This window comes from Paenibacillus sp. FSL H8-0034 (genome assembly GCF_038000305.1).
Classification (GTDB): Bacteria; Bacillota; Bacilli; order Paenibacillales; family NBRC-103111; genus Paenibacillus_S.
Window position 1 is genome coordinate 5,391,269 of the sequence record NZ_JBBOBS010000001.1, and the last position, 20,018, is coordinate 5,411,286.

At 45.2% G+C, this 20,018-nt stretch carries 20 protein-coding genes; all 20 read right to left on the reverse strand.

The window, feature by feature from the left end:
• Nucleotides 1–5: 5 nt before the first annotated feature.
• Nucleotides 6–1,136 carry an RNA polymerase sigma factor RpoD gene (gene rpoD, locus NST47_RS24420; protein ID WP_076230131.1) on the reverse strand — a complete coding sequence of 377 codons (1,131 nt, stop codon included), beginning with the start codon at nucleotides 1,134–1,136 and terminating at the stop codon, nucleotides 6–8.
• Between the two features lie 50 nt (nucleotides 1,137–1,186).
• Nucleotides 1,187–3,019 carry a DNA primase gene (gene dnaG / locus NST47_RS24425; protein ID WP_341157459.1) on the reverse strand — a complete coding sequence of 611 codons (1,833 nt, stop codon included), beginning with the start codon at nucleotides 3,017–3,019 and terminating at the stop codon, nucleotides 1,187–1,189.
• A gap of 40 nt (nucleotides 3,020–3,059) precedes the next feature.
• Complete coding sequence (locus NST47_RS24430; protein WP_341157460.1) at nucleotides 3,060–3,527, reverse strand: YaiI/YqxD family protein; 468 nt, start codon at nucleotides 3,525–3,527, stop codon at nucleotides 3,060–3,062.
• 115 nt (nucleotides 3,528–3,642) lie between these two features.
• On the reverse strand, nucleotides 3,643–4,461 hold the full coding sequence (locus NST47_RS24435) for a pyruvate, water dikinase regulatory protein (RefSeq protein WP_445667396.1): 819 nt from the start codon (nucleotides 4,459–4,461) through the stop codon (nucleotides 3,643–3,645).
• Nucleotides 4,462–4,570: 109 nt separating this feature from the next.
• Nucleotides 4,571–5,317 (reverse strand): DNA repair protein RecO, encoded by a 747-nt coding sequence (gene recO, locus NST47_RS24440; RefSeq protein WP_341157461.1) that lies wholly within the window; start codon nucleotides 5,315–5,317, stop codon nucleotides 4,571–4,573.
• A 42-nt stretch (nucleotides 5,318–5,359) separates the two neighbouring features.
• Nucleotides 5,360–5,500 carry a YqzL family protein gene (locus tag NST47_RS24445; protein ID WP_341157462.1) on the reverse strand — a complete coding sequence of 47 codons (141 nt, stop codon included), beginning with the start codon at nucleotides 5,498–5,500 and terminating at the stop codon, nucleotides 5,360–5,362.
• A gap of 153 nt (nucleotides 5,501–5,653) precedes the next feature.
• The gene (gene era, locus NST47_RS24450; protein ID WP_341157463.1) at nucleotides 5,654–6,565 is read right to left on the reverse strand and encodes a GTPase Era; all 912 of its coding nucleotides are present in this window, start codon (nucleotides 6,563–6,565) and stop codon (nucleotides 5,654–5,656) included.
• Nucleotides 6,565–6,981 (reverse strand): cytidine deaminase, encoded by a 417-nt coding sequence (cdd, locus tag NST47_RS24455; protein WP_341157464.1) that lies wholly within the window; start codon nucleotides 6,979–6,981, stop codon nucleotides 6,565–6,567. The genes era and cdd overlap by 1 nt, the downstream gene beginning before the upstream one ends.
• Nucleotides 6,982–6,997: 16 nt before the next feature.
• The gene (locus tag NST47_RS24460) at nucleotides 6,998–7,696 is read right to left on the reverse strand and encodes a diacylglycerol kinase family protein (protein WP_341157465.1); all 699 of its coding nucleotides are present in this window, start codon (nucleotides 7,694–7,696) and stop codon (nucleotides 6,998–7,000) included.
• Entirely contained in the window at nucleotides 7,693–8,322 is a 630-nt protein-coding gene (gene ybeY / locus NST47_RS24465) for an rRNA maturation RNase YbeY (RefSeq protein WP_341157466.1), read from the reverse strand. Before ybeY ends, NST47_RS24460 begins: the two co-directional genes overlap by 4 nt.
• Before the next feature lie 4 nt (nucleotides 8,323–8,326).
• The gene (locus NST47_RS24470; RefSeq protein WP_341157467.1) at nucleotides 8,327–10,576 is read right to left on the reverse strand and encodes an HD family phosphohydrolase; all 2,250 of its coding nucleotides are present in this window, start codon (nucleotides 10,574–10,576) and stop codon (nucleotides 8,327–8,329) included.
• Nucleotides 10,577–10,628: 52 nt separating this feature from the next.
• Entirely contained in the window at nucleotides 10,629–11,594 is a 966-nt protein-coding gene (locus tag NST47_RS24475; RefSeq protein WP_341157468.1) for a PhoH family protein, read from the reverse strand.
• Between the two features lie 68 nt (nucleotides 11,595–11,662).
• Complete coding sequence (yqfD, locus tag NST47_RS24480) at nucleotides 11,663–12,841, reverse strand: sporulation protein YqfD (RefSeq protein WP_341157469.1); 1,179 nt, start codon at nucleotides 12,839–12,841, stop codon at nucleotides 11,663–11,665.
• A gap of 15 nt (nucleotides 12,842–12,856) precedes the next feature.
• Nucleotides 12,857–13,135 (reverse strand): sporulation protein YqfC, encoded by a 279-nt coding sequence (gene yqfC / locus NST47_RS24485; RefSeq protein WP_076230119.1) that lies wholly within the window; start codon nucleotides 13,133–13,135, stop codon nucleotides 12,857–12,859.
• A gap of 216 nt (nucleotides 13,136–13,351) precedes the next feature.
• A complete protein-coding gene (locus NST47_RS24490) occupies nucleotides 13,352–13,753 on the reverse strand; it encodes an NfeD family protein (RefSeq protein ID WP_341157470.1) in 402 nt (133 codons plus the stop codon).
• A gap of 206 nt (nucleotides 13,754–13,959) precedes the next feature.
• On the reverse strand, nucleotides 13,960–14,403 hold the full coding sequence (locus NST47_RS24495; protein ID WP_076230117.1) for a GatB/YqeY domain-containing protein: 444 nt from the start codon (nucleotides 14,401–14,403) through the stop codon (nucleotides 13,960–13,962).
• A 12-nt stretch (nucleotides 14,404–14,415) separates the two neighbouring features.
• On the reverse strand, nucleotides 14,416–14,589 hold the full coding sequence (gene rpsU / locus NST47_RS24500) for a 30S ribosomal protein S21 (protein WP_076230116.1): 174 nt from the start codon (nucleotides 14,587–14,589) through the stop codon (nucleotides 14,416–14,418).
• A gap of 105 nt (nucleotides 14,590–14,694) precedes the next feature.
• Complete coding sequence (locus NST47_RS24505) at nucleotides 14,695–15,039, reverse strand: histidine triad nucleotide-binding protein (RefSeq protein WP_076230115.1); 345 nt, start codon at nucleotides 15,037–15,039, stop codon at nucleotides 14,695–14,697.
• Between the two features lie 88 nt (nucleotides 15,040–15,127).
• A complete protein-coding gene (locus tag NST47_RS24510; RefSeq protein ID WP_341157471.1) occupies nucleotides 15,128–17,650 on the reverse strand; it encodes an EAL domain-containing protein in 2,523 nt (840 codons plus the stop codon).
• Between the two features lie 219 nt (nucleotides 17,651–17,869).
• Nucleotides 17,870–19,984, reverse strand: coding sequence for a stalk domain-containing protein (locus tag NST47_RS24515; RefSeq protein WP_341157472.1), 2,115 nt, complete (start codon nucleotides 19,982–19,984; stop codon nucleotides 17,870–17,872).
• Nucleotides 19,985–20,018: the final 34 nt, after the last annotated feature.

The following is a 20,018-nucleotide window of genomic DNA, read 5'->3' on the forward strand; positions in this document are numbered from 1 at the left end:
CCCAATTACTCTAAAAAGTCTTTCAAACGCTTGCTGCGACTTGGATGTCTCAGCTTCCGCAAAGCCTTGGCTTCGATCTGACGAATCCGTTCCCGGGTAACGCCAAACACTTTACCGACTTCTTCCAGCGTACGCGTACGTCCATCATCGAGGCCAAAACGTAATCGAAGCACGTTTTCTTCACGCTCTGTCAACGTATCCAGTACGTCCTCCAATTGTTCCTTTAACAGCTCATAGGCAGCAGCATCGGCAGGAGCCAGTGCTTCCTGATCCTCGATAAAATCACCCAAATGGGAGTCGTCCTCTTCGCCGATCGGTGTTTCCAGAGAAACCGGTTCCTGAGCAATTTTCATAATTTCCCGAACCTTATCCGTACTGAGATCCATTTCCTTGGCGATTTCTTCCGGAGTCGGTTCGCGTCCCAGTTCTTGAAGCAATTGACGGGAAACACGAATGAGCTTGTTTATGGTTTCAACCATATGTACCGGAATCCGGATCGTCCTTGCCTGATCGGCAATCGCACGAGTGATTGCCTGACGAATCCACCAGGTCGCATACGTACTGAATTTAAAACCTTTATCATGGTCAAACTTTTCAACCGCTTTAATCAAGCCCATATTGCCTTCCTGAATCAAATCGAGAAACAGCATACCACGTCCGACATACCGCTTAGCAATACTTACCACCAGACGCAGGTTAGCTTCTGCAAGGCGCCGTTTGGCTTCTTCATCGCCAAGCTCGATGCGCTTCGCCAAATCGATCTCATCTTCTGCAGATAACAATGGCACTCTGCCGATTTCCTTCAGGTACATCCGAACCGGATCATTTATTTTTATTCCCGGAGGCAGTGAAATATCATCCTCAAAGTTAAAATCATCATGTTCCCGATCCCTGTCACGATCTATCGGGCTGATTTCATTATCTTCGTCTGATTCATTTCCTACATCAATACCCATTTCGGAAAGCTGCTCGAAAAACTCATCGATTTGTTCCGGATCCTGATCAAAAGGAGCCAGCTTCTCCATGATATCCTTATAAGTTAAAGATGAACGTTTTTTGCCCAGCTCAACAAGCTGGTCTTTTACCTGATCCAACGTCAACTCTGTCTCTATCTCCGTGTGTTGATCGTTCGCCATATGCTAACTCCCTCCTCCCTAGAGCCATCAAAGATAATTCAAACGACTTATCATGATGATTTTAATTGTTTGACTAGGGATGTAATCTCATTGCCAATTTGCCCGGCCATCTTCAGATCACCGGATCGTTCCGCCACTATCATTTCTTCTGTTTTTTGCTTGATCGATTCTTGAAGCTTATATTTTTTGATGGTGCGTATACAATCGTCGATAACCTGACCATTCACTCCATGAGAGTTGCCCATCATAGCGATCGAACTTGCCAATCCCTCCAATTCTTCCTCCTGAAGCATCGCAATAAAGCTGCTAAAGTTTGGCTCATATCCCTGCCCAAAATAAGCGTACAAATAGGCGGCCAAGGCATTATGTGCGTCCACATTGAATTGGTCTCCCAAATTCCGCTCTACATAAAGCGTGATGTCAGCATCGAATAACATAATTGCGAGTAACTGACGCTCGGCGTTGTAATAGGCTGGAAGTAAAGAGGGAGTTTGTTCCCGGGGTGTTCGTTCATTCCTAACATTATTCCACGCTTTCGCTTTATTATCCCCGGAGTTACTACTTTTTTCCGCTTGGAGCCTGATCTCGTTCAGGTTTTGCAAAGTCGTTTCAAAGGAATAACGAAATTCTGTTGATAGCTCCCTCACATAGTGCTCTCTTTCAATTGGAGACGTAATGTCTGCAATAATTTTGAGTGCTTGCTGCATGTAGCGAAGCTTTTCCCCGTCCTCCTGCAGTTTAAAATTTTTGCGAAAATAAAGAAGTTTGTATTTGATCGACGGTACGGCATTTTCTATAACTTCCCGTACAAATCGCTCAGAACCATGTTGGGTAATAAAATCATCCGGATCTTGAGCATTCGGAATCATGGCTATCTTAACCACACACCCGGCCTGCTCCAAAATAGGGATGCTCTTATATGCGGCATTTTGTCCAGCGGAATCACCATCGTAGGCTACCGTTACCTGATCGGCTTGCTTGCGAATCACATCAGTATGCTCTTCGGTCAACGCTGTACCCATGGTGGCCACGCCATTGGTTATGCCTGCATCCCAAGCTTTGATTACATCCATGTAGCCTTCAAAAACAACAATTTGCTGCAGCTTACGTATTTGCGGTCGTGCCAGATGCATGTTGTACAAGCTTTTGCTTTTATGGAAAAGCATCGTCTCCGGGCTGTTTAAATATTTGGGCTGCGCCTCACCCATAGCTCTACCCGCAAAAGCAATTAGCCGTCCTTTCCAGTCGTGGATAGGAAACATGATCCGATCGCGAAATTTGTCGAAGTACCCTTGTCCTTCCTGTCTTGCAGACAAAAGCCCTCCTTTTTCCATAAGCGGTAAAGCATATTGACGCTTCTCCAGCAGTTGGGCCAATGTGTCCCAATTGGATGGTGCATAACCAATACCAAACGTGTCGATCAGCTTATCATTTAACCCCCGTGAACGTAAATATTCCATAGCTTGCTTGCCTTGCTCGGTATTTTTCAAAATATGCTGGTACAGCTTTCCGGTAAATTCGTAGGCCTCATATAGCTTTACCTTTTCCGGATTTTGCTGGGATGGAGTATCCGATCCAAGATCAATACCGAGATCCAGATTCGCTTCAGCGGCCATTTGATTAATCGCTTCGATGAAGGTGAAACCTTCAATCTCCATTAAAAATCGTATAGCCCCGCCTCCGGCACCACAGCCGTAACAATGATAAATTTGCTTTTCAGGTGTGACGGTAAAGGAAGGAGTTTTCTCGGAATGAAAAGGACATAATCCTTTCATATAGTGACCCTGCTTGCTTAAATGGACATAACGGCCTACGACATCGACAATATCATGATGCTTAAGTACCTTTTCGATGACTTCTTCCGGAATACGTCCGTTACTCATTCTATCCACCTTCATTCAAATTAACACGTAATAATATTCGCTAACTCTCGGAAATCTCCTGCAAGCCACGCAAAACTTTTGTCAAAGATTGTAGAAAAAAGTGTCGATCTTCATCTGTGAAAGGTCTTGGGCCTTTGCTGTGTTTACCTCCGCGCCGCTGTTTGGCCTGTTCATGCCTGCGATCAAGTAAAAAATCAATCGTCAGATCTGTATACTGCTGGCCTCGATTCGACAAGGCTATCGCTTTTTTGCCCAAAGCAAGTGCGGCTAAACCAAAATCCTGAGTTACTAATACGTCACCGGCAGCAATTCGATTCACAATATAAAGATCCACCGATTGATCGGAACGATCAACTTGTACAATCTCGACTCCATCCACGGGAGCCAGCCTATGGTCAAAGGAAGCAACCATCAGCACATCAACCCCAAAAGGTGCTGCTGCCTTAACAATTTCCGGCTTCACCGGGCAAGCGTCGGCATCCACAATAATTTTGTGTGCATTAGGCATATTGACCCCATCTTTCTGAGTACGCGTAGCTTCATTTGGGTGCTCATAAATAGCACTATATCTAATATATACGCTGAAGAAATAAAAAATCCTGCTTCCTGCATTATAAAAAGCATTACCTGCCGCGGTACCATTCCATGATCAAAGCTGCAGTCTCTTCTACAGCTCTATTGGATACATCAATGACTGTACAGCCGATACGTTTCATAATCCGGTCTGCGTATTCAAGCTCTACATTTATTCTTTCCACATTGGCATAGGAAGCCGTTCGGGGCAGACCGAGCATTTTTAAACGCTCCGTGCGAATCACATTAAGCTTGTCGGGATCAATGCGAAGTCCGATTATTTTTTTGTTCGAAACGGTAAATAGCTGCTCCGGTGGTTGTATTTCGGGAACGAGCGGCACATTCGCAACCTTAAACTTTTTGTGTGCAAGGTACATCGACAATGGGGTTTTGGACGTTCTCGATACGCCTACCAACACGATATCGGCCTGCAGCACACCCGTATAATCACGTCCATCATCATATTTAACCGCAAACTCAACCGCTTCTACCTTTTTGAAATATCCTTCGTCCAGCAGATGAATCATGCCAGGCTGATGTCTTGAGGTTTGCTGCATTTTTTGCTCTAAAGCGTTCAATACAGGCCCCAGCAAATCAATATGTATCAGTTGGTGCAGCATGGCCTGCTGAATCAAATAATCGCGAAGCTCAGGAATAACAAGGGTAAATACAATTATCCCGTCACACTTAGCCGCAGTTTGGATCAGTTTGTCAACGTCTTCTTGATCTTCAAGAAAGGGCATAATACGCACATCTACCAAGTGGGGATAAAATTGAACGGCTGCTGCATGTACTACAGCTTCCCCCGTATCACCAGCAGAATCGGAGGCAACAAGAATAATTGGATTGGATTTGTCCGTCATCAGCATACATCTTCCTTCCTATTCAAAAAAAGAACTCGCCAACAAGCCTGTGCGAGACTCATGACGAGGAATAATTTAATGTAATTTATTATATTAGCAAATCGGATGAATAATGTCAAACCCCATATTTATCCATTTGATCCAGGAAACCTCGCGTTTTTAACGCCACACCAATATGGGTATCGAAGTAAGCCCGCATTAGTCTTTTGAGACTTGCTTTGGTTTCCGGTTTGACATCAATCTGTCCCAGTCTGCGTATGTCCATATGAGCGAACAGACGAACAAGCTTGAGTGTTCCCGAGGAGAGCGACAGCGCTTGTGGATCCTTATGCCGGCATTTCTCGCATAGCATGCCACCGAGTGCCGGACTAAAGGCCATCGTATTCCCATCGTTTCTACAGGCCACACAAACCTCCAGCTCCGGTAAATACCCCGCTTGCACCCATATTTTTATTTCATAAATGAATGCAATAATTTGCATATCCTTCTGCTCGACCAGTCCTTGAAGCGCCGCGTTCAGCTGATCAAACAAAAAGGGATTCGCCTCTTGATCAGCCAGCAAGCGATCCGTCAGCTCAGCCATGTAGGAAGCATAGGCGGACATATGAAGGTCCTCCCGAATCCGATGGTGTGAATCTATAATTTCTGCATGCTTTAACGTACCCAGCTGGCCCGATCTGAAAAACAGATAATCTCCGAAAGTGAACAACTGGGATACCGAGCCGTAACGGCTTTTAAGCTTTTTGGCGCCGCGGACAATGACTGCCATTTTGCCCATTTCGCGTGTAAACAAGGTAATGATTTTATTGCCTTCCCCATAATCCATGCTGCGTATGACGATTCCTTGTACCTGATACTGCATCGCCGATTTCCCCCAAGCCCATCTGAAAGAGGTACTTAAAGGCTATTCTAGCCCATCATCAGACTCTGATGTCAAGTCCTCTTCCGCATCAATTGAATCGGAATCATTGTTGATCTCCTTATATAGCAGATATGCATCCACATCACCTGTTAACGAAAAATATTGCCACGAAAAATCTCTCATGCTGCATCATCCCTCCGTAAGCCAAGCGTCTGCTAACAGCAGAAAAGCTTTCCTTCTATTCATGAGCTGGACGGTATCTGGCGATAGTATAGGATGTTACGTTTGAGCGATAATTATGTTAAGCAATAACTGCCACCAGTCGGCTATTCGTTATTATTCGTTACGAAATCCAAGGTCACGCAGAACCCGATCCTGATTACGCCAATCCTTTTTCACTTTGACCCATAGTTCCAGGAAGGTTTTGGAGCCAAGCAGCGCCTCAATGTCATAGCGGGCCTTTTGCCCGATTTCTTTAAGCAGAGCACCCTTTTTCCCTATAACAATCCCTTTTTGCGAGTCCCTTTCCACATAAATAATGGCCGATATATGAACGACGCCATTAGCTTCTACCTTCATGTCCTCGATGCCTACAGCGATGGAATGCGGAATTTCCTCACGGGTCAGATGAAGAATTTTCTCACGTATCAGTTCAGCGCATACGAACTGCTCAGGATGGTCTGTAACCTGATCAGCCGGGTAATATTGCGGGCCTTCAGACAAATATTTGGTAATTTGCTCAAGAAGTGTATTAACGTTGTTGCCCTTCATCGCGGATACCGGAATGATCTCAGCGAAATCATATAAATCTTTATATTGCGTAATGATCGGCAGCAGCGCTTCCGGCTGGATCTGATCGATTTTGTTCATCACAAGAATGACCGGCGTGGTCACCTTTTTCAGGTTTTCAATAATAAAGCGATCACCACCGCCAAGCCCTTCCACGACATCAATCAGCATCAGAATCGCATCCACTTCCTTCAGGGAGCTTTCTGCGACCTTCATCATATAATCGCCTAACTTGGATTGCGGCTTATGAATTCCCGGCGTATCGAGAAATACGATTTGAGACTGTTCAGTTGTATAAACACCATGGATTTTATTGCGTGTTGTTTGCGGCTTGTCTGACATAATAGCAATTTTTTGGCCAATGACCTGGTTCATCAATGTGGATTTACCGACATTGGGACGTCCGATAATAGCGACAAAACCGGATTTGTAAGCTTTCTTTGGGGTAGTTGATGTCATTATACTGTTGTTCCTCCATTTAGATCGTTCTGTGTAAAGGCTCCGGGAAGCAGCTCGGCTACGGTTGTTTCTATAATAGCTCCCTGTAGATTCGCCATATAAACCGGCATGTCCGGAGCACATAATTCAATCAATACCTGACGGCATACCCCACACGGAGTAATCGGATTAGGTGTATCGCCTACGACAGCAATGGCACGGAAGCTTCGTGGAGGTTTACCATCAGCAATTGCACGAAACAGCGCTGTGCGCTCAGCACAATTTGTTGGACCGTAAGCCGCATTTTCGACGTTACAGCCCAAATGCACTTGACCATCCGAATCCAGTAAGGCACTGCCAACCTTAAAATGCGAATAAGGCACATAGGCGTTCTCCCTTGCTTCCAGTGCCCGTCCAAGTAATTGGTGCTTGTCCATCGGCATCGTTCCTTTCTTAATTCACTAAATAATAGACGCAGGCTGCCACGAAGCATCCGACCAGTCCACCCAGAATCAGCGATGGAAAAGACCGGCTGCGCTTGTCGTAGAGCACCAGCACGACGAGAAAGGCAAGTAAATACGAGAGTAAAGCGACTAAAGTAATTGAAACATATGAAGCAATAAAGGTGGCTATCGCAAAAGCGAGGGCTGCGAGCAAGCTCAGGCGAAGCCTGCTGCCCTTGGTTGAAAATCTAGTCTCGAGCACAATAATCGTCAGGATGACCAAACTGAGTAGTATCCAGACCATTGCCGCGGAAAAGCTATGACCCTCCGCTTGCCTCGCACTGCGGAAGAGATGATCGATAGGCTCGTAGAACACGACCATCCCGACTATAGCCGCAAAAACCGCAGACACCAGTACGGAGGCTGCGGCCACATCCTTGGCTATTTTGGCAAGGGGATGACGATCAGGCATAGCAAGGTCAACCGCTTTTTCAATCGCTGTATTGATCAGCTCTGTCACGATCATCAACGTTACGGCCATTAAAATAAACAGGATTTCAAGCTTGGGCAAACGCAAGTAAAGTGCTAGCAGCAGAACGATAAAAGCGGCAAAAAAATGAAATTTCATATTGCGCTGTGTAGAAAGGGCATACTTCACTCCTTCGTACGCATACCGAAAGCTTCTGCGCCACTTTACCTTCGAATTCATCTTACCAATCCTGCCTGCTGTAAAATTTGCTCCTGCTTGGCAAACATGATTTTCTCTGCTTCCTCATTGTCATGATCATAACCAATCAAATGCAGGAAACCATGTACAAACAAAAATCCGAGCTCACGCTCTACAGAGTGACCGTAATCCTCACTTTGCTCGATGGCTCTGGGCACAGAAATAATGATATCCCCGAGCGGCTCCTCAAAGATCGTAACAAGACCATCTTCATCCTCGTCATCCTGCAGTTCCAGCTCTATGTCATCCTCATGCTCGTTAGAATCGTCGATTTCATCAGATTTGTCGAGACGTTCAACATCGTCCAGGTCTTCCTCGTCCACATACTCATCTTCATCGTCACTCTCATCCACATAGATGATCTCCATCTCATCCTCACCGATATCATTCATCGCAAAGGAAAGCACATCGGTAGGTTTATCGAGCCCACGATATTCTTTATTTAAACGTTGAATTTCAGCATCGTCTACAAAGGTTAAAGCAACCTCCCCCTCTGTGACCTGCTCCGATTTCCCGGCAAGCTGAAGCAGCAGCTCCAGTTTATCGACAAGCTCCTGTGTAATTTCATAATCGGTTTGCTCGCTGCTCCATTCAAGACGTAAAGACATAGCTTTAGCTCCTTTTTTCTTTTTCTTGATTCTGTATCGTTGATGGCTGATTCCCCGCCGGAAGATTGGTTGGATATTCAATTCTTGAATGAAAAATACCTAATAAGGTTTCGTTTAAGGTTTTGGCTATTTGATCCAATTCCTTGGTTGTCAGATCGCAATCATTAAACTGTCCATCATCCAGTCGGCCTTTAATAATTTTGCGTACCATGGAGTCAATCTGTTCCATATTCGGACTGCGAAGGGAGCGTACTGCCGCTTCTACACAATCGGCAATACCAACAATAGCGACTTCCTTGGATTGTGCAAGCGGACCGTCATAGCGGTATTCCTGTTCATCAGGAACGGGCTCACCTGCTGCCTCGGCAATTTTCTTAGCTTTGTGATAAAAGAATTGCAGCAGTGTCGTGCCATGATGCTGCTCGGCGATATCGCGAATCTGCTTTGGAATGTGATATTCCTTCAGCATTTCGACGCCATCTCTCGCATGAGCTACAATGATCGACTTGCTAAGCTCAGGGTCCATCTTGTCGTGCGGATTTTCTATATTTGTCTGATTTTCGATAAAATAAGCAGGCCGCTTCGTTTTCCCGATATCATGATAGTATGCGCCTACTCTGCACAGAAGTCCATCCGCGCCGATCGCTTCCGCCGCTGTTTCTGCCAGATTGCCAACCATAATGCTGTGATGGTACGTTCCCGGAGTTTCCGTCAGCAGCTTTCGCAGCAGTGGATGGTTCGGATTGGACAGCTCCACCAGCTTCAAGGGAGATAAAATACCGAATGCCGTCTCAAAAAAAGGAAGAAGTCCAATGACGAATACAGCTGTAAGCAAGCCGCTGCCCACGATAAACGATAAGGCGAATAGCATATTCCGCTTGCTCTCATGATCTTCAATCAGCAGCAGAGAACCCATAAGCAGCATCCCCATCAAAGCCACGATAACCCCTGCCTTGAGAATGGTGGAACGCTGGCCTGCCCGCTGGATGGAGAAAATAGCCGCAAATGAGGTTGCCATTGTGACCAGTCCATAACGAAAATCAAACGACTGCAGGTGGTCCATGTTAAAAATCATGCTAGCCATCACGGCAAACAGCATAGCCCCCATAAAAGCTAGCTTTTCATCCAACAAAATGACAATAAGCATGACTCCCATTGCCGTTGGAGCCAGAAGTCCAATATAAGGGTAATCCAAATTTTGCACCAAGGAAAACAGCTTCATACCCAGTAAGTTAATGATGATGATAAGAAGCAGCATGACCAACTGCACGTTATTGCTGCTGATGGACAGTGTGCTTTGTTTGACAAACATAAATACAGCCAAGGCTAGCATCAGCACCATAATGATCAGCCCAATACGCGGCCAATAACTGGCTTCATCCTGCAGCATGTCAAGACTGCTCAGCCGTTGGTAAATATCAGCTGTTATCGGTTCACCTTTACTTACAAGCACGTCATTTTTGTTAACAAATACCGGTTTTACGTTATCCCTGGCATGACCCTTTGCGGTTTCGGTCCCTTTTTGGTCGAGAAATTTATTAGGCGTGATTGCAGCACGTACAATTTCCTGCACCATTTCCCTGGACATGCTTTTCGTCAAGGTCGAGCTGTTCACGAGCTCTGCTACCTTGGCCCGTACTGTCTGGGCCTCCATAATCTGATCATTCATCAATCGTGTCACGATCTCTTTAGCGACCGGTTCCATCAACGTGAGATCTTCCTTGGGCAAACGCGGCATCTTGTAAAAGGTTTCTTCCGGAATACGATACTGCTGCTCATTAATATTTTTACGCATTTCTTGTAATAATGCATCGTTATATTGACCGCTGATAGCGAAGCTCTGAATCTGCTTATCCACGTGATCCTGAGCTAGAATGGGGAACACGGATTTAAATATATTTACCTTATCCCCCAGTGTAACCTCCGAGTCGGCGTTGATTTGCTGCAGCTTTTCGAACATCGCTTCGATCAAAACCTCATTCTTTAAAGACACAATTCTGAACACAGGCTGTACGTGCTGTGCAGCATCTTCCTTGGCCTTCTCGGTCGCTATAGCGTTTTCAATGGCGCGTGGAGCCAGAATGTCCTTTTCGGCAGTAGTACCGACTTGAATATCATAGGTTTGCGGGATCATCCTGTTCGTCAGTGATGCATACAGTACGGCTGTAAGCAGAATAAACAGAAGAAAGCGCACCAGGGCGCTATATTTCCAGCCAACAAGCGGGTTTTGAAGTTTTCGTTGAATATTGTTCATTGCGAAAGGTCATCCCTTTCTATACACATCCTGATGGTTAAGTCGTATCAGGTTATTTGTCGTTTTGTTCGTTATAGGCAATAATGATTTTTTGAACCAGAGCATGTCTGACAACATCCGCTTCGGAAAATTGAATGAATCCGATCTCTTCGATTCCTTTCAAAATACGCTGTACCTCGATAAGACCCGAAGATTTGCCGCGCGGCAGGTCAATTTGTGTAACATCTCCGGTAATGACCATTTTCGAGCCAAAACCAAGACGAGTCAAGAACATCTTCATCTGCTCCGGCGTCGTGTTCTGCGCCTCATCCAAAATAATAAACGAATCATCCAGCGTCCGCCCGCGCATATAGGCAAGAGGTGCAATTTCAATCAAACCTCTTTCGAGCGATTTCAGCACCTGCTCAGGCCCGAGGACATCGTTAAGTGCATCATACAATGGGCGAAGATAAGGGTCAACCTTTTCCTGAAGATCTCCCGGTAAAAAGCCCAGACTTTCTCCAGCTTCGACGGCAGGTCTTGTTAACACAATCCGCTTCACTTTACCTTCTTTGAGAGCCGTAACCGCGATTACGACGGCCAGATACGTTTTCCCCGTACCCGCAGGCCCGATGCCAAATACAATATCTTTTTGTTTGATCGTAGACACGTACTGCTTTTGACCGATGGTTTTAACCCGGATAGGCTTTCCCTTATGCGTGGTTGCAATATCACCCTTGAACAAATCCAGAAGCTGATCAGCTTTCATATCCTTGGACAGCTCAATAGCATACAACACATCGCGTTCAGTCAATATGTAATTGTTTCGAACGAGTTCTAGCAGTACGTCAAATAGCTGTTGAAGCGAATCCATCTCACCGGCATTGCCCCTTATGACGATTTCTTCACCACGGGACTGAATGCTGGCACGGGTATGCTGCTCGATCAGCTGCAAGAACTTGTCCTGCGGACCAAAGAGAGCCAGCCCCTCAGCTGTATTCTTCAAAGCTACTTTTATAAAACGTGAGTGATCAGTCAACAGGCCTCTTCTCCTTATTGTTTGCGTAGCAAACTAGCATCGTTAGCATTTTCCTTCAAGCGAATGCGTTATGGTATAATTGCTTGCTCCTGGGCAATCGATTCTTCCACTTCCAAATGCACTTCCATATAAACTTTACCATTGTCCGTCTTTTCATGCAAAATTTTTTCATTTACGACCTTGGCGTCCCCACCAACAGCAGCTATAATTTCCAGCTTGGCCTGCTCCATACCAACTGCTCGTGCCTCCGGCAGCTCCATGGGGCGGTCGACAAGCTGGACCTCCATAATCCGCTCTCGCAGCCAACCAATGGGGAGCACATAATCTCTCCACTGCAGTGTCTTGCGTTCCGGTATCGTTTCATAGTTCTGAAAGCTCAGGGCGCCATAACCCGTAAGCTGCAGCGCTCGACTGCCCAATACCAGATAAGAACGGTTCTGCGTCGTACCTGTATAGGTCTTATACTGCCGCAGGAGAGGCACCTCCACTTGTGGTGTATACCATACAATTCCTTTTACTTGACCGCTTGCAACTACGGTTTGCCGATGCGTTTCATCACCCAATATACCTGATATGAGGATGTCCCCTTTTTTTACATACGTATTGATTTTGGCAACGGGCCTTCCCTTTTCAGCAAAAATGGATGTCACCATGGCACTCTTGGAGGCCACCAGATGACGAGGATTCAACAGCTGTGGCTTGTCAGGCAGAGTTGCTTCCACAACCTTGATTATGACCTGCGTGCCTTGGATTTCAACTCCTACCCACGCCGTTCCCGCAAGCTTTCCTTGCAGGTTTTTGGACATTACATCCGAATCCTTGAGCCGAAATTTCCACTGCAGCTTGTAAATCCCTTCCTGCCTGGCTGTCTGCAAAATATCCTGCGTACTGATCAATTCATTGCCTTCAACCCGCACCTGCCAAACTAGCGAGGACAGCAAATAAAGTCCAATGATAAATCCAATCAGACCCATCGCAAAAAACTTCCGCTTCTCCAGTCTATTTAGCAGAAAAGGGAAACCGAACCGCTCGAGGACATGGACCCGACAGCCTGTCTCTTTTAAAAGCGGGCGAAGCCCGAAAAAGTCTTTCAGTGACACATACAGCTTCGCATGACCCTCATAAAAACAAATATCCCAAGCCAATATTCGCTTTTCGACCAATTGATTAATGAATGACTCCAAGTGCTGTCCACGAACCTCGACCCTGACGTACCCTCTTACCGATAAAAAAATGGATGATTTCAAATCGGTGCACCTCTTTTACGGAATATATTTGAGCTCATGAACGATCCCTTCAATGTATACTTCCTCCGGATAAATAACCCGGATCACTAGCTCCTTCCCATGTACCTCAAGCTTTCCTTGGGATAAGCCAAGCCGCAGCAACTCACTTGAAACATGCTGAACACCGCGGTGATTTTCAATATATAGCTGCACATTGCCAATCATCGTTACACGGGGCAAGTCCGATGTGACATCCTGAGGAAGGTCCAGCATTTGGGAGGTAAGCTTATGAATACTTTTAGTAATACTTCGCATACTGTATCCCCCTTGAGAGCTTTTCGACGGATATTGTACTTCCTGAGAGTCTAGCGACTTATTGCGCTGCCCTTACTTAACCTTACTGAACCCACACATACTGTTTACAACATATGCGAATAAAACGCTGTTTATGAAAGCATGCAAAAGAACCTCTGACTCCACGATCTAGTGGCTTCAAAGGCTCCTCAAGTTCTCTGCATGTTGGGTTTAACTTCAATGAATGATTTCCTGTTGTTCTCGAACTCTTATTAAGGCTCCTTCTACCTGTACCACGACAACCAGCTTGTTCACGGGTATGAATTCGCCATAGGTTACAACATCCACTTGCTCATCAGCCACTGCTATCGTTCCTGAGGGCCGTAAAGGGGTGATAGCCAGGCCCGATTGTCCCAGCAGGTCTGTACGCTGCAAAGAGTAGCTGAGCGCTGAATCGACGTCTGGCTGCCCTTGAAGCGCAATGTCAATTTCTTTGCTGATTCGCTTGAACCGACGAATGGAAATCATCCCTATCATGATTACTGCGATTACAAATAGTAAACCCATCATCCAACGCGGAGACATCAAGATCGCTAAACCTTGTGACCACATGAATGGAATCGGAATCCATGGATGCATATCAGAACCTCCTTAGAGCTTCCAACGGAAGCTGTCTTCGTAAGCACTTTCTTTTCCCGAGCTTCACTAGAAAGCCATTTCTATAACAGTTTCTTCCTATCACAGCTTATGCATTTATGTTAGAGATGGCTATATGTAGTATTTAAAGCATATCGAACCCTGTTCAAACACAAAAAAACACTCCTAAAAGGAGTGTTTTTTTGCTGCTATGATAATAGCTGTTGAACGGCCTGATTGACAATCTTGCCATCGGCACGTCCCTTCACCTTTGGCATCAATGCACCCATGACTTTTCCCATATCCGCTTTAGAAGAGGCACCCACTTCTTGGATGGTCTGCTGTACAATGGATTTCACTTCTTCTTCAGTAAGCTGCTGCGGTAAGTACTCGATCAGAATTTCAATTTCAGCCTTAACGGTTTCCGCCAGATCATCACGACCGGCTTTTTCGAACTCTTGGAGGGAATCCCTACGTTGTTTTATCTCGCGACTTAGAACTTCAAGTACTTCTTGGTCATCTAAGGGTTTACGTTGATCTATCTCGATATTCTTGATAGAGGCACGAACCATACGGATTACGGAGAGTTTAAACTTGGCCTGGCTCTTCATCGCAAGCTTCATATCTTCATTGAGTTTTTCGCTTAAGCTCATCGTTTAAGCCCCCTAGAACTTTCTCTTACGAGCAGCCTCAGACTTTAACTTACGCTTAACGCTTGGTTTTTCATAATGCTTGCGTTTCTTTACCTCCGCTAACACGCCATCTTTTGCGATGGTGCGCTTAAAGCGACGAAGTGCAGCATCTATAGTTTCATTTTTGCGAACTCGAGTTTCTGACACCAGTTTTCCCTCCCTCCGAACAGACCGTCCAAGACAAAAAAAAGCAGTTTATCAACTACAATTATATTGCATACACAAACATAGGTCAACCTAGATGGCAAAAATTTATTTTGCGTTGAGTGCACCAAGCTTTTCACCAGCTAATAAATGGTAATGAATGTGGAAAACCACTTGTCCGGAGTCTGCGCCACAATTGTTAATCAACCTGTAGCCACTGTCGTAAACGCCTTCCTGTTTGGCAATTTCCTGGGCAGCCATATGTAAATCACCGATCAATCCGCGGTCATCCGCCTCGACATCATTCATCGTCGCAATATGCTTTTTCGGTATAATTAAAATATGTACAGGTGCAGCAGGCTGAATGTCGCGAAATGCCAATACTTGCTCATTTTCATACACTTTGCTGGAAGGAATCGATCCTTCTACGATTTTGCAAAATATACAGCTCACAGGTGGAAATCCTCCTTTATACTCAATGATCAGAATTACTTTTCTATCATACCGAATGCAGATCTGAAAATCCAGTCAGCGCTTGATGCTATCCGACAGAAAGTTGGTGGTTTTTTAAAAGCGCTGTCATTTCAAGAGCTGGTAATGGCTTGCTTAATAAATAGCCTTGAGCCTCGTTACAATTTCTGCTTTTCAAAAAGGCCATCTGTTCCTCTGTTTCCACACCCTCAGCCACAACCTCCAAGCCAAGTCTGCGGGCAAGCGCGATAATTGTTTTGGTAATAGCCGTGTCCTTAGGGGCAAGCGGGATATCTTTAACGAAAGAACGGTCAATTTTTAGTATATCAACCGGAAAATATTTTAAATAACTAAGCGATGAAAAACCGGTTCCAAAATCATCGATTGAAATCCGAATACCTTGATCTCTGAGCTGCTTCATCTTGGAGATCGCCTGGGGTACGTTAACCATCACAACACTTTCCGTCAGCTCAAATTCAAGCTTATTCGGATCAAAGTCGGACTCGGCAAGAATATCAGCAATCTCTTGAATAAAGTAGTCGCTCTGAAATTGAACACCTGAAATGTTAACAGCCATATTTACATCTGTTATCCCTTCCGATTGCCATTGGTTACTTTGCCGACAGGCAGTACGAAGCACCCACTCTCCGATAGGTTTAATTAAACCTGTTTCTTCGGCCAAGGGAATAAAAACCGCAGGAGCGACAAGTCCCAGCTCAGGATGATTCCAGCGGATAAGTGCCTCAACAGTCGTATAATGCCCACCCAGCAGCTGAATACGAGGCTGGTAATATAGCGAAAACTCGTTTCTTTCCAGGGCCATACGTAATTCCAATTCCATAGCTTGCTTTCTCTGAGCTTGCTCGTTCAGCAATGGATGATATAATTGGTACCCATTGCTGCCTTGTTTTTTGGCTACATACATGGACATATCCGCATTAGTCAATAGCTCCTGCAAGGTTTGTCCGTCAGAAGGATACACACTGATGCCGATACTTGCGGAAGCTTTCATTTCGTATGTATCGAGGGTAATGGGCTGATCCAATACGGTGAGCATCCGCTCTGCGATCGAAACCGCCTCTTCCTTGGACTCAATAAAGGGAATAATGGCTGTAAATTCATCACCACCCATTCGAAAGAGCTGACAGTTAGCGAACTGCTCGTCCGACAAGCGAACCGCTACGGTTTGAAGCAGCAGATCACCTGCTTTGTGACCCAACGTATCGTTCACGATTTTGAAGCGGTCCAGATCAATAAACAAAATAGCCAGCATTCGGTCTAATCGCTTGCCATCCCCAAGGTGTGCATGTAATTGCTCCTGAAAATTAACTCTGTTGGGTAAGCCCGTAAGCTGATCATGATAAGCACGATACTTCAGCTGCTCCTCATGTGCCTTTCTTTCACTCCATATACTTTCAAAAGCTTCTGCCATATGGTTATAGGCCGTGCCCACGGAAAGCAATTCATCCTGTGAATTCAGCCTAACTCTTGCTGTCAGATCACCTTCAGCCAGTCTGGAAGAGGCATCGTTCAAAGCATGTACAGAATGAATGACAGATCGATACAGTCCGAGAAACAAATAAGCCACAACCAGACAAGCAATCGTTAATATAGCCAAAAACATCATTCTTTGTCTGACCCATGCTTCTATGCGATCTTGAAGAAGATGGTCTATAATCGGGAGGCCGGTATGCTGAAGCTCAAATCCCATTTGAATGGATGAGGTACCTATTTCAAATATAGCTGGTGATGATATCTGTAAGCTGTTAGCATTCATAATTTCAGTATCCAGCCAATAAATGAATTGATTAATTCCTTGCTCAATAGCATCCATTTGCCGCTTAATGGGTTGTTTTAACGATGGGTCCTCCTCATAAATAATATTCAGGCTCCCTTTTACAATATCAAGAGCCGAACGAATCAATCCCCTCAAAACGGTTAATTGTGTCTTGAGATCTATTCCAAACTGCTTATCAGCAGCAATTCCGGAAGCGATACCTCTTGTTTGCCCCAAATGTTCAAGCATGACAAGGAGCTTGCCTATCAGCCCATCAACCAGGTTATAGCTTTCGTTGTGCCGATCCGTCTTCAACCCTGACGTGCTGCTGACATGTTCAGTTAATGCTATGGATTGAGAAATGATTTCACTATGTAAGGAAAAGCTTAAGTTGGCATCTGTCATTGACTTAATATCTTTGATAAGCTCCCAGTCATCCATCATTTGGTTAAAACGTGTCTCCGGCTGCAGTACCCCGCCATAGCGTTGGTTCAGTGCTCTGATTTGTTGAATATCTTTTTCGATATCCACACGCTTGCTTGTCAACTGCTGCTCAAACGAAGGGTCTCCGTGCAAGTAAGCATTTTTCATACCTCTGTGCAATTGTAAATCTTCAATAAAATGGCTGACACCCGTTATATATTCGAGCCCTTGTCTTTCTTTTATTAAGGATCCTATCTCCTTATTGATGTTCCCAATCAGCAAGGTAATAAAAAGTCCGCTTGGCAGTACTAACAGTAGGCCAATTAAAAAAAACTTTTGCATATAATTCAAACGATTCATTAACACCGTGGCCGGAAGCAACCAATTTTTCATTAAAGTCCTCCGTTGCTATATCTGCTGCAAATTGAAAAAACGTAGACAAAAATATTTCTTTTCTGTTAGAAATATACACCTTACTTTATAAATATTCAACAGATGTTTATACAAAATATTATGTTTTTATGGTTATTTCGGGGAAATACTCTATGTTTTTATGTACTTCCCCCGAAAAAACGTATAAAATCTATCGTTTCATTAATTATTGTTCGTTTTTCACGACACAGCCATGATCACATTTTTCCATGTAAGCAGAAAAGCAGCAACCAGCCTGCCAGACAAGCTCGTTGTAACTGTCTCGGATCGTTGATCATGCGGAGTGAGCAGCATCGACGTTGATGAAACCGGAGCCTGGGAGTCATGTAACATGGATGTTGTGGTAGAGGTTTTGATTATAACCTTGCGCGCCTTACTATCCCAATCCAATACACCACCAAAAGCCTCACCGATAAAACGGGCTGGTGCCATTGTGTATCCATTTATGAGCTGCGCTGGCACCTCCAGTTCTATAGTCTGACCATTTTTGATCACTTTACGCTCACCCACACGTAGAGAAACCGAAGTCCCACCCTTTCGACCTGTCGCAGTCTGAGTACTCGCATCCCAATCCACAGTGGCTCCCATGGATTCAAAAATCGCCCGCAGCGGAGCGAGTGTACTGCCCTCACGGATAACAGGAGCTTGTTCGTACTTTTGCAGCTTACCATCAATAGTAACAGATATATCAGCGGACAATGGATACGACTTGCTCGCAACCTGGTATCCAGCACGATTATAAATATTCAGCTGCAGCGTGGAGCCTTCAGGAACCTGGTCTGCATTCAGCTCAATGCCGAATGGCGGATTGCTCTGCGATTCGATGAGCTTACCATTAATGAAATAATCGATTTGATGGATATATAAGTCAGGTATTTTCACCCAAGGCGTGATCTGGGTTTTTCCTTGAAAACTATTCTGTTTATCATTCAGCTTTATATGACCAACGCTATCCGCAGGCTTGGAGCCCTGCTCAACCTTTTTTAAATAAAAAGGTGCAGTGATCATGCTGCTGTACAGATTTTTCATCGCTTCATTGTCACCAAGCAGATAGTTATTGCGGGACTCGCGATCCTTCAAATCGACATTAAAGTAATTGATCGATTTGAGACGCGGGTATTTAAGCGGCATGATTTGGTACAAACGATGCAAATTCAGCAGCCCGTAATCAGTAAACGATTCTTGCGGAATATGAGCAAAATGCGATACAGCCGTTTCACTGATCATAAGTGGCTTGCGATCCGAATAGGTTTTGTATAAATAATCCAGCCGTTCTATCGGACTCGTTGACTGCATATTGGCAGTTGCCGGATTCCCATTCTCATAAGGCTCTGTATACATATTCACTCCAACCCAGTCAACGTAATCATCCCCTGGATAGTATACATCCATCGAATAGGCCGGCACATCACCAGGACTCCAGACCATCGCAACATTGGGCGCTTCCTCCGCCATCACGTCATGCACAAGCCGGAATTTCTCAATATACTTCTGTGGATCTCCATGCCAAACTACCCAGTTGCCATTCATTTCACTGGCATAGCGTAAAAAAATTGGAATACCTGTTGCTTTAGCCGCGCGTGCCCATTCCCTTAAATGTGCATTATCCTGCACGGAATCCAGACCATTACTCGGTTCCCAGGCAATCTGCAGTCCCGCCCCCGCCTGCTTGGCATTAGTCGCATACTGCTTGGGGAACGGTGCATCGTATGGGGTATATGCTAAATAATGCGCGTGCTTGCTGCCATAAACTGATTGCGATTTAACAAAGTTATTGCCCATTGCCGGATCCTGTTCGGAGTACATTCCGATATATATTCCATATTCCGGTTCGTATTTAGCCAGCTTGCCACTCACTGGAGCGCCCTGCTTCTTCAGGACCTCCACGTCAGACGTGGACATGTACACATCCGTAATCGTCCGAATCTGCTCGGCCCGCTGCAAATCGACAGCTCCCCAGTCCTTGCCGTCTTTGAGCCAGTACATATTTTCCAGCTCATAATAATAAATCGCGTTCTCGTAATCCTGGATCTTGTCATAGTACTCATCAAGCCATCCGCAAAATAATGCAGCCCCCTGCCAATCTCCAATTGAAGCATAATGGTCGACAAGAAACTTCCAATCCGGAACAGCAAGCTCCGGGTGACCGTTCTTGTTAGCCTTTTCGGCTGCTTGCCATCGATCCCAAATCGGATCCGCCTGGACAGCAGAAGCTCCCGATAGCAGCATTGAGGCTACCATGCATGTGGCAAGACCTTTTTTGAAATGTGATGTTTTCTTGCCAAATAGTTTCATACTTCTCTCCCCCTACTTCTGAAAAAGACGACTT

Excerpts from the sequence above, each read along its gene's own strand:
- era (WP_341157463.1), bottom strand. The coding sequence starts at position 6,565 with ATGACATCAACTACCCCAAAGAAAGCTTACAAATCCGGTTTTGTCGCT.
- NST47_RS24490 (WP_341157470.1), bottom strand. The coding sequence starts at position 13,753 with ATGCATCCATGGATTCCGATTCCATTCATGTGGTCACAAGGTTTAGCG.
- ybeY (WP_341157466.1), bottom strand. The coding sequence starts at position 8,322 with ATGTCTTTACGTCTTGAATGGAGCAGCGAGCAAACCGATTATGAAATT.
- recO (WP_341157461.1), bottom strand. The coding sequence starts at position 5,317 with ATGCAGTATCAGGTACAAGGAATCGTCATACGCAGCATGGATTATGGG.
- NST47_RS24435 (WP_445667396.1), bottom strand. The coding sequence starts at position 4,461 with ATGCTGATGACGGACAAATCCAATCCAATTATTCTTGTTGCCTCCGAT.
- NST47_RS24515 (WP_341157472.1), bottom strand. The coding sequence starts at position 19,984 with ATGAAACTATTTGGCAAGAAAACATCACATTTCAAAAAAGGTCTTGCC.
- NST47_RS24460 (WP_341157465.1), bottom strand. The coding sequence starts at position 7,696 with ATGAATTCGAAGGTAAAGTGGCGCAGAAGCTTTCGGTATGCGTACGAA.
- NST47_RS24470 (WP_341157467.1), bottom strand. The coding sequence starts at position 10,576 with ATGAACAATATTCAACGAAAACTTCAAAACCCGCTTGTTGGCTGGAAA.
- dnaG (WP_341157459.1), bottom strand. The coding sequence starts at position 3,019 with ATGAGTAACGGACGTATTCCGGAAGAAGTCATCGAAAAGGTACTTAAG.
- NST47_RS24510 (WP_341157471.1), bottom strand. The coding sequence starts at position 17,650 with ATGAAAAATTGGTTGCTTCCGGCCACGGTGTTAATGAATCGTTTGAAT.
- NST47_RS24445 (WP_341157462.1), bottom strand. The coding sequence starts at position 5,500 with ATGAGAGATTTTTCGTGGCAATATTTTTCGTTAACAGGTGATGTGGAT.
- NST47_RS24430 (WP_341157460.1), bottom strand. The coding sequence starts at position 3,527 with ATGCCTAATGCACACAAAATTATTGTGGATGCCGACGCTTGCCCGGTG.
- yqfC (WP_076230119.1), bottom strand. The coding sequence starts at position 13,135 with ATGCGAAGTATTACTAAAAGTATTCATAAGCTTACCTCCCAAATGCTG.
- cdd (WP_341157464.1), bottom strand. The coding sequence starts at position 6,981 with ATGGACAAGCACCAATTACTTGGACGGGCACTGGAAGCAAGGGAGAAC.
- NST47_RS24495 (WP_076230117.1), bottom strand. The coding sequence starts at position 14,403 with ATGAGCTTAAGCGAAAAACTCAATGAAGATATGAAGCTTGCGATGAAG.
- rpoD (WP_076230131.1), bottom strand. The coding sequence starts at position 1,136 with ATGGCGAACGATCAACACACGGAGATAGAGACAGAGTTGACGTTGGAT.